The organism is Rheinheimera sp., from assembly GCF_020217005.1.
Lineage (GTDB): Bacteria > Pseudomonadota > Gammaproteobacteria > Enterobacterales > Alteromonadaceae > Pararheinheimera.
On sequence record NZ_JAIWOI010000315.1, the window covers coordinates 1 to 10,000 of the forward strand.

Here is a 10,000-nt window from a genome sequence, read left to right on the forward strand (position 1 = left end):
CATCCCTGGCGCTCCCCCTTCGGGCCATCGTCGCTGCGCTTTGATGTTAAAAATTGCTCCGGGCAATTTTTTATTCGCTGCCATCCCTGGCGTTCCCCCTTCGGGCTATCCTACTTTGCTCTTCTTTGAAAGTTTTTAATTGATTGTCCTGTCTCTATTTACAGTATTTATTGCAGTGATTCAGAAAGGATGTGCCATGAACAAAATGACTTTATCTCTATTGCTGGCGTTAAGCCCGGCTTTGCATGCTGCCGAACAGGCGACAGCTGATCAGTTGATTACCGCATTTGCCAAAGTCTTTGGTGAACATAAAGGCGAGCGTAAAGGGCATGCCAAGGGTTTTTGTGCAGTCGGCAGTTTTCAGGCTTTGCCCGATGCCAAAAACTTTAGCTCAGTCGCTTGGTTGTCCGGTGAAACAGTGCCCGTCACTGCGCGGTTTTCTATGGCTGGCGGTAATCCAAAAGCGCCGGAGAATGGTCGTTCGCCCCGTGGTTTAGGTTTGCAGTTAAAAACCGCCAACGGTCAGATTCAGCATTTTACCATGTTAAGTACCCCGGTCTTTGGTGCTAAAGATCCGGAAAACTTTTTGGGCTTGCTGCAAACTCTAATCCCAGATCCGGCGACGGGGAAACCTGATCTGGCCAAAGTTCAGGCCTTTCGCGTTGCGCATCCGGATACCCAACCCCAAGCTGAGTATTTAGCGAAAAACTCCCCTCCCTGGAGTTACGCCACTACGCCTTATTTTGGTATTCATACCTTCTTTATCAAAGACAACAGTGGCACTGAACAAAAAGTGCGCTGGCAATTTGTGCCCAAAGATGGCGTGAAAGGCTTAACTGAAGCCGAAATCAAAGCACCACCGACAGACTTTTTGCAACAGCGACTGTCCGAGCGTTTAGCCAAAGGCCCCACTCAGTGGACTATGCAACTGGTGCTGGGTGAAGCAGGGGACACTGAAACCGATCCTTCAGTGTTATGGCCCAAAGAGCGTAAAACTCTGGATATAGGGCTGTTATCCATTTCAGAGCAAGGCGGAGAAGCCTGCACTGGCATTAACTTTGATCCGAACGTACTGAGCACAGGTCTGCGTGCCAGCGCCGACAGAGTGCTGCAAATGCGCTCTCCTGCTTATGCCATCTCTTTTGGCAAACGCCTGACAGGTCAATAAACCCTTCGTACTTGAAGCTGCAGCTTTGTTGACTGCGTGCTCTCACCCCGGTCACATAGGCGACTATGCTCCCGGGGTATCACGCCCTTTTCGCCTCCCTGCAACTCCAATTACTTTGGGTGTATAGGGAATTGACGCTAAAACGAATGCACCTTTCGGGTGCATTCGTATGCAGTCTGGCCCTGTGGCTGGAATTTGACTAAGCTGGGTCAAATTCAAAAAAACAGGGATCTTCGAATGCTGAATAAATCATTGCTCGCGCTGGCTTTAGCTGTTGCATTAACGGGCTGCGGCAAAGCGCCGGAACAAGCCACGACTACTACTGTTGAAACTCCTGCCGCTGTTTCTCAAACTGCTGCTCAAAGTACAGAAGCAACACAACCCTGGTGGCAGGATGCAGTGTTTTATCAAATCTGGCCCCGCAGTTTTTATGACACCAACGCCGATGGTACAGGTGATTTTAAAGGCATCGAAGCCAAGCTACCTTACTTGCAGGATCTGGGCATCAACGCCATCTGGTTAACGCCTATGTTCGAAGCTCCTTCTTACCATGGCTACGACTTCACCGAGTTTTATCAGGTAGAACAAGATTACGGTTCAATGCAGGATTTTGAAGAGCTGGTACAGGCGGCCAAAGCTAAAAACATTAATATTATCCTCGATTTAGTGATTAACCATATCTCCGATAAACACGACTGGTTCCAGCGCTCAGCCAAAGGCGAAGCCCCTTATAAAGACTATTTTATCTGGCGTGATGAAATGCCAACAGATGGCTGGGGTCCGGCCTGGAGCACTGAAGTCAAGCCTGAAGCTGTCTGGCATTACAACGCAGAACGCAAAGCCTGGTACTACGCTGCTTTTGGTGCATCACAACCTGATCTGAATTTAAAACACCCAGACGTCATAGCTGAAATGAAAAAGATGGCCAAGTTCTGGCTGGATAAAGGTGTTGCAGGTTTCCGTTTAGACGCAGTGCGTTATGTGCAGGAAGATGGGCCACAGCAGCGGGCAGATACTCAAGGCACTATCGACTATTGGGTCGACTTCACTCAGTACGTGAAAAGTGTCAAACCAGATGCTTATCTGGTGGCTGAAGCCTGGGTCGATTTGCCTATAGCCGCCAAATACTGGGGCGATGGCAAAGGACTGGATGCAGGTTTTGATTTTGAGTTTGGTTACAAGGTGCTGGAACTGCTGAACGCGGGCAAACAGAATGCTGAGTTTGGCACTATGCAGCAAAGCGCTTCATCCGCAGATAATCTGCTGATGGCTAACCTGCAGCAACGTAAAACCACTGCGGCTCCTATGGAGTTTTTCAGCCCCTTTCTGACCAACCACGACCAGCCGCGTTTAAGCTGGCAAATTGGTCAGGACTTTAACAAAGCCAAGCTGGCTGCGGCTTTGTTATTCAGCTCACCGGGCACAACCTACATCTATTACGGTGAAGAAATTGCGCTGACTCAGGCCTCAGACAAAGAACACTTACATCGCCGCTCGCCCATGTTCTGGGACAACAGCGCTCAGGCTGGTTTTAGCACAGCAGACAAAGTCTGGGTGCAGCGCGATGACTTATTCCCGCCTCAGGCTGAAAGTAGCTGGTGGACACCTTTCCTGGCCGCTCAGCAACAAGGCCCGAATAACGTCGCAGCGCAGCAGGCCGATCCAAAGTCGGTCTGGTCTTTGTATAAATTCTTGATCCAACAAAAAGCCGACCGCGCTGAGTTTGGTATAGCAGGGGACTACAAGGCGGAGTTCTTAGCCGAAGGTAAGTTACTGAAAATAGTCCGGTCTTTAGGCGATAAACAGAGTGTACTGCTACTGAACTTATCGGCCGAAACTATGGCAGTGCCTGAGGACTTAGTGCCAGCAGGCTTCACAGCGACATGGCAGGAAGATGAAACACCAGAGTTAAATGCACATCAGCTGCAAATCTGGCAAAACTAAGATTAAAACGGAGTCACAGCTATCCCTGGCTGTGACTCCGTTGTTATTTATTGCTGGAAATACAACGTCTTGTTGGCGTAATCCAGCACCATACGGCCGTTTTTAAAAGCGTTTATGCCCAGCAGCATAAATGGCTTGTCAGCATATCCCAGATGTTTAAACACATGCATATCCGCCAGATAGGAACGAGCTTCTTTTACCGTATGGCCGTTTAACTGATAACTTAAGCCTGCCAGCACCTGCCGATCCTGCGTATGTCCCGTCATACCACCGGTTTGTTCAGTACCGTTGACCGTCAGGCCTGACAGTTGTTTATACAAAGGCGTATTGATAAAGCTATGGTGCGCACCTGTGTCCAGCAACACAGCGGTCGTCACTCCCTGCACCTGGGCGGTTAGCCGTACAAAGTTGTCTTCAATTTTAAAGGGCGTAGCCTGCAATCCGGCTACTGCAGCAGCGTCACAGGCGCCTTTGTTTAAGCTGACTATGGCCTCTTTAAAATTCAGGTCGACACAATAATGCTGTAAAAAATCGTGCCCGAGGATGCCCGGCATTTTGCCATCCGGCAGTGTCAGTTTTACCATGTCTCTGACCAGATAATTCAGGTCTTTATGTTCAAAGCTGCCCACCACAGTGCTGCCCAATGTGGCGGTTTGCATCTGCACAGCGCCTGTCGCCCCAACGGCCTGATCTGTACTCAGTGCTTTATCATCCAGTTTTAACAGCGGCAAAATACTCTGAGGCAATAAGCCGGTCTGAGCGCCGGTATCCAGCACCATAGGGTAGCTTTCAAGCTGATTCAGATTGGCTCTGATATAAGCGTGGCCTTTGGCGGTGAGTTCCATTGGAAAGGTCTGTGCCGGGTTGGCATGCAGACTAAAGCAAGATAAAGCGGCAATCAGGCTCAACGAAGTTAATGTTTTCATCAGTGGCTCCTTAACCAGGGTTATGGCAGCCACTGTACAAAACAGATGTCAGGAAATTATCAAGAAATGGCAGAAACCGCGGGTAGTTGCAGATAGAAACGGCTGCCTTTACCAGCTTCGCTTTGCACGCTGATCTGGCCCTGCATCAATTCAGTCAGTTGTTTACAAATGGCCAGCCCTAAGCCCGAACCTGGTTGTTTACCGCTGAAGGGATCACGATAAAAACGTTCAAACACCAGCTCTGCCGGCTGGGCCTGAATACCTGGCCCCTGATCGGCCACTTCCAGTTGCCAGTCCGTCCCCACAGAATACAACGCCAGCCGGATTTTTTTCCCTGCGGCACCATATTTAAAGGCATTGTCCAGCAGGTTAGTGACCACCTGCCGCAAGCGCAGTGGGTCGGCCAGCACCACCGCGTGCTGCAGCTGCAGTTCAAACTCCAAATCAGCCTGTTGGGCCAGGGGCAAATAGGTCTGATGCAGCTGTTGCAGCATGGTGGCCAGATCCACCTGTTGCAGTTCGACTTTCAATTGACCTGATTCGGTCAACGACAGCAGCCGCAGGTCTTCGACTAAACGAGTCAGATTCTGCAAATCATCCAGCAGCTGACCTACTTGTTGGGCGTCGGCCTGCAACAAACCGTCCTGAATGGCTTCGAGTCGTGAGCGTAGTGCTGTCAGCGGTGTGCGCAGCTCATGGGCTATATCTGAACTCATTTGTTTATATTGCTGCTGCAGGCGCTGCAGTTTAGAGGCTAATTGATTAAAACTCTGGAAAATATGGCCGACTTCGTCAGTGCGCTGACTGTCGAGCTGCACAGACAAATCCCCTTGTTCCAGTCGGGAAAAACCGGCTTTCAGTGTAAGCATAGGGCTGAGTAAATAGCGGGCGCCCAGCCATGCCAGTACCACTGCAACAAGGGACAAAACGGCAAACCACAAGGCAAAACTCTGGTGTAAGGAGGTTCGCAGTGTATCTTCTCTGTTGCCTATACCCAGCAGGCTTTTTGGCAAAGTTAGCACGCCATAAGTCTGGCCTGCGATCTGTACCGGCAGCGGATCGTTAATTAAATAAATCACACTGGTTTTATTATCCGGCCCTTTCAGTTTCAGATGAAAGCCACGGGCAGTTTCATCAGAGTCCAGACTCAGCTCTGCATCCTTCATGCTGCTGTGCTGCAGTTTTCGGTCTAGCAAAATTAAAAAATGGTGCTGGGGGAACTGCTGAGTTAACTGCTGCAGCAGGCTTTGGCCGGTGCTGGCCTGATGCTGTTGCAATGCTTGCTCCAGCTGGACAGGATCAGATATGGATTGCTCCAGAATAATAGTGCTGCGTTTATGAAAATCGATCAGGGCATTGGTCGCGCTTTGCAAAGACAACAGGTAATAGCTGCCCAGCATCAAAAAAGTACAAAAACCTACCAAAAGCGCAATTTTAGTGCGGATTTTCATCAGACAACCTGCCAATAAACTGATAACCCAGACCATGCCTGGTTTGGATAAAACGTGGCTGCTGACTGCTGTCGGCCAGTTTTTTGCGTAAGTTGGTCAGATGGGTATCTACAGTGCGTTCACTGACGGCCGCATCGTCGGGCCAGACTTTGTCCAGCAAGGTCTGACGATCAAAAACTCTGTCTGGCTGACTGGCCAGGGTCTGTAATAACAGATATTCAGACTTGGTGAGTTTCAATTCCTGCTGATCCAGCCAGACCAGTTGTGACTGTATATCCAGGGTTAAGCCGTCAAACCGCAGGGTTTTGCGCTGATGGCCTTGCTGGCTGCGTTTTAACAAGGCCTGTACTCTGGAGACCACTTCGCGTGGGCTATAAGGTTTACAGACATAATCGTCTGCGCCCAGCTCAAAACCTTCAATTCTGTCTTCTTCAGACACCCGTGCTGTCACCATAATGCAGGGAATTTTTTTTTGTACCGCCAGTTGGAGTAAATCACGACCGTCACCGCCAGGCAGCATCACATCCAGAATAGCCAGATCAAAATTCAGATTCAGCAGCGCACGACGGGCATCCAAAGCATTGTCATAATGCTGCACCTGATGACCTTGTTGCTGAAGGTAAAGCAACAACACCTGAGCAATACTTTGCTCGTCTTCGACATAAAGTAACTGGCTACTTCTGGTTTTCATGACCACTCCTGAAACAGCTGAGTTATTCTGACAAATGAGGCATTGCCGGGGAATCTTTCCTGCGCAGGTCGATGTAAAAAGTGCTGCCTTTGCCTAAAGTGCTCTCAAACCACAAAACGCCACCATGATGTTCCACTATAGATTTACTGATACTCAAACCTAGTCCTGTACCGCCAAAACGTCGGATGTCCGACGTATCTGATTGACTAAAAGGTCTGAAAATCACCGCTTTAAATTCATCTTCTATACCTGGACCATGATCCTCAATAGCGATACGCGCAAAATCGGCATAGGTCTCAACCCGGATCTGAACTATGGCGTCGGCGGGTGAAAACTTTGCTGCGTTAGATAATAAATTGGCCAGCACTTGCATCAGGCGGTTTGGATCTGCAGATAACCACAGATCATCAGGCACAGGGGCTAATTCAAAACGTACCTGATGCTGCACTGCATAACCTGCCAGCTGTTCTACGGCATTAGTCAGCCAGGGCGCCAGTTGCAGTCGGGTGAAATGAAAAGCCATTTTACCGGCTTCTACCTTTTGCATATCCAGTATGTCATTGATTAAACGTATTAAACGCTGGCTGTTTTGCTCCGCTATTTCCAACATAGCCCGTATTTTGGGCTCAGGTTGTCCCAGCGCATTACCCAGTACTAAACCTAAAGCACCATGGATAGCTGTCAGAGGTGTACGGAGCTCGTGACTGACAGTGGAAACAAACTGGTTCTTTAATAAATCCAGCTGTTTGCGGGCACTGATATCCTCATAAACTGCAATACCAAAAGTCAGCTGGCCTTCCGAGTTGTAGGTTGGCCGTCCCCATGCCTGTACATAGCGGCGCTGACCAGCGGACTCTATTTCCAATTCTTCAATTTGACAGGTTTCGCCACGCAAAGCGCGCATGGCAGGCATGTCCGCCATGGGGTAAGGAATATCAGTGCCAGCAACAAAAGCGATTGGATGGGCATATTGCTGAGCCCCAAACATTTCAGTCGCAGCATGGTTGGCGTAATAGGATTGCAAATCGGGTCCAAGTACCACTATACCCACGGGTAAATCTTCTATCCATTGCCTGAACTGATGTTGGGTGGTGGCCTGCAAACTCGCCGTATAACTGATAAAGCTGCGGATGATGACAAAAAGCACCATAAAATTGACCAGCAGATAAGCAGCCCATGTAGTGGGATCCGACAAATAAGGCGTCGCACTTTGTGGGGGCACCAGGTAGTTGGAAATAAAAGCTGCAGCAATCAATAGCAGGCAGATCAAAGTGATGGCCGCCAGCATCAGTGCAACTCTGGCTTTAAACAGCACATAGGCGACCAGACAGCTGGCCAGTAGCCACCAGACTCCAGGCGAAGCAAACCCATAGTTCAGCGTGCCTGGTAGTCCGGCCAGCCAAAATACCACAATAAGCAATATGCCTTTAAACGGCAAAGACAGCTGTTTGTTGTAAAAAGTACCGAGCAATAACACTACACCTAACAAAAAATGAGCGGTGTAAAGCGGCAACCAACCTGTATTTAAGGCTCTGATCATGGACAAAGGCACACCAAAAAGCGCAATAATTGCCATACTGCGCAGCAGCGTGTCAGCAAACTGATGGCGGATACCCGTCAGTTGTTGCTGTAAGGCTATAGTTGCTGTGTTTTGGGACTGGCTCAAAGATCGAAGTCTCAGTACTGATAGTGGCAACACTCTAACCAGCCACAGCACAAGGCGCAATCGATCCTTGAGACAAAATGTATAACCAGACCCGAAATAGCAGCACAAGGGCGTTTTACAAGTGAATACCGCCTGAAACTTCTATGCGCTGACCATTAATCCAGCCGCTTTGTTCAGACAATAACATTTGCACTACACCACCAATATCATCAGGTAAACCTACCCGACCCAAAGCTGTTTGTGACGCAATGTAGCTATTAATATCTGCGTTATCGCGTACTGCGCCCCCACCAAAATCGGTTTCAATAGCGCCAGGTGCCAGCGTATTTACCCTGATACCTCTGGCACCGGACTCCAACGCCAAATAACGGCTTAATACTTCCACAGCACCTTTCATTGCGGCATAAGCGCCATAACCTGGCAAGGCAAAGCGGGTTAAACCAGAAGACAAATTCAGGATGCTGCCACCATTGGCTATCTGTGGTAACAAGGTCTGAGTTAAGAAAAACACGCCTTTAAAGTGCACATTCAGTAGTGCATCAAACTGTTGTTCAGTGGTCTGGCTTAAAAGTGCATGAGCACCAAAACCTGCATTGTTCACCAGAAAGTTAAATTGCTCCCTTTGCCATATTTGTTGTAAGTGAGTAGCTAATTGTGTTGAAAAGTCGGCAAAAGCAGATACATTTCCGGTATCCAGTTGCATGGCTACAGCTTTTCGTCCCATCCACTTAGCTTCTGCCACTACGGCTTCCGCTTCGTCCGCTTTGCTGTGATAGGTAACAATTAAATCCACACCTGCTTTTGCCAGAGCTAAAGCAGCATTTTTGCCCAGGCCCCGGCTGGCACCTGTAATTAACGCGATATTCTGACTCATATTTTCTTCCTCATAATTCACACTGGTTGACTTGACCTAAGCAGTGTATTGTTTAAATTTATTAGGATAAACAAGGTAAAAACGAAATCACTGTTCGTAAAATAAGGATAGTGGTGGGAGAACAGGCGAAATGGATAGAATTCAGCAGATGCAGATTTTTCAGCGGGTGGCCGAACTTGGTAGTTTCATCCGCACCGCAGAACAATTAGGTTTACCCAAAACTTGCGTATCGGAAGCAGTGCAGAAGCTCGAAACCCAGCTTAATATCCGGCTTTTAAACCGCACCACCAGAAGGGTTGAACTGACCCATGACGGTATGGCGTATTATCAGCGTTGTGTTGAACTACTGGCCGATTTTGACGATTTGCAGCAATTGTTTCAGCAGCAACCAGAGCAGCTTAAAGGGATTTTACGAATAGATATGCCCACAGGCTTTGCCAGAGAGGCAGTGATCCCTGCACTGCCCAAGTTCCTGGCTTTGCACCCGCAACTACATATCCAATTGAGTAGCACGGACAGGAGGGTGGATTTAATAGCTGAAGGTTTTGACGCCGTCATTCGTGTAGGCCAACTCAGCAGCAGTAGTTTGATCGCACGTCCCTTGTCACAGCTAAAACTGGTGAACTGCGTCAGCCCCTCTTATCTGGAAAAGTGTGGTGAACCCACAAAGCTCGAAGATTTGCAGAATCACCATTTAGTTTTTTATAGCCAACAATTATCAGGTAAACCCGATGGTTTTGAATATTTGCACGAGGGTAAAACCAAATTCTGGCCTATGCAGGGTGCCATCACTGTAAATAATGCCGAAGCATATACTGCGGCTTGTCTGGCTGGATTAGGCATCATACAGGTGCCAGAAGTTGCGGTGCGTCAGTTGGTGCAACAAGGCAGGCTAGTGACAGTGTTACCAGACTATCAGCCAGCTGCTATGCCAGTTTCAGTTTTGTACGCTCACCGACGCCAGCTGAGTCGCAGGTTAAAAGTTTTTATCGATTGGTTGCAAGAACTAGTGAATTCAGGCTACAACTAAAGGTGATTACTCCGGACGCCACAGGCTTTGACCTGCTGCAGTACAGTGTTTCCATCAACCATTACTGAGGAATTTTATGCGCTATGTTTGCATCAGTCTGCTGTTGTGGTTCAGCGCCGGAAGTCATGCTGCAATCCACATGCCTGATCAGTTTATTGTGGATGGAGTGCCACACGAGGTCGACAGCAACCCGTTAGAGAAACTTTATCCATCGCATAAAATCCGCCAAAAGTTACAGATCCAGCCGCAC

At 48.7% G+C, this 10,000-nt stretch carries 8 protein-coding genes; 3 read left to right on the forward strand and 5 right to left on the reverse strand.

Annotation, left to right across the window (positions count from 1 at the left end; translation table 11 throughout):
• The first annotated feature begins 196 nt into the window (after positions 1-196).
• Complete coding sequence (locus LDL40_RS15345; RefSeq protein WP_300996313.1) at positions 197-1,168, forward strand: catalase family peroxidase; 972 nt, start codon at positions 197-199, stop codon at positions 1,166-1,168.
• A 237-nt stretch (positions 1,169-1,405) separates the two neighbouring features.
• Positions 1,406-3,112: an alpha-amylase family glycosyl hydrolase gene (locus LDL40_RS15350; protein WP_300996314.1), complete on the forward strand. Its 1,707-nt coding sequence runs from the start codon at positions 1,406-1,408 to the stop codon at positions 3,110-3,112.
• 47 nt (positions 3,113-3,159) lie between these two features.
• Here LDL40_RS15350 and LDL40_RS15355 read toward each other — a convergent pair whose 3' ends face one another.
• The 5 genes from LDL40_RS15355 to LDL40_RS15375 all read right to left on the reverse strand — a co-directional run bounded on the left by LDL40_RS15355 (position 3,160) and on the right by LDL40_RS15375 (position 8,720).
• Entirely contained in the window at positions 3,160-4,038 is an 879-nt protein-coding gene (locus tag LDL40_RS15355) for an aspartyl protease family protein (protein WP_300996315.1), read from the reverse strand.
• Positions 4,039-4,097: 59 nt separating this feature from the next.
• Positions 4,098-5,489: an ATP-binding protein gene (locus LDL40_RS15360; protein WP_300996316.1), complete on the reverse strand. Its 1,392-nt coding sequence runs from the start codon at positions 5,487-5,489 to the stop codon at positions 4,098-4,100.
• The gene (locus tag LDL40_RS15365) at positions 5,473-6,180 is read right to left on the reverse strand and encodes a response regulator transcription factor (protein WP_300996317.1); all 708 of its coding nucleotides are present in this window, start codon (positions 6,178-6,180) and stop codon (positions 5,473-5,475) included. Before LDL40_RS15365 ends, LDL40_RS15360 begins: the two co-directional genes overlap by 17 nt.
• Before the next feature lie 22 nt (positions 6,181-6,202).
• Positions 6,203-7,846 (reverse strand): ATP-binding protein, encoded by a 1,644-nt coding sequence (locus LDL40_RS15370; RefSeq protein ID WP_300996318.1) that lies wholly within the window; start codon positions 7,844-7,846, stop codon positions 6,203-6,205.
• A 115-nt stretch (positions 7,847-7,961) separates the two neighbouring features.
• Positions 7,962-8,720 (reverse strand): SDR family NAD(P)-dependent oxidoreductase, encoded by a 759-nt coding sequence (locus tag LDL40_RS15375; RefSeq protein ID WP_300996319.1) that lies wholly within the window; start codon positions 8,718-8,720, stop codon positions 7,962-7,964.
• Positions 8,721-8,850: 130 nt separating this feature from the next.
• Here LDL40_RS15375 and LDL40_RS15380 point away from each other — a divergent pair, with 130 nt between their 5' ends.
• Positions 8,851-9,750, forward strand: coding sequence for a LysR family transcriptional regulator (locus LDL40_RS15380; protein ID WP_300996320.1), 900 nt, complete (start codon positions 8,851-8,853; stop codon positions 9,748-9,750).
• Positions 9,751-10,000 lie beyond the last annotated feature (250 nt).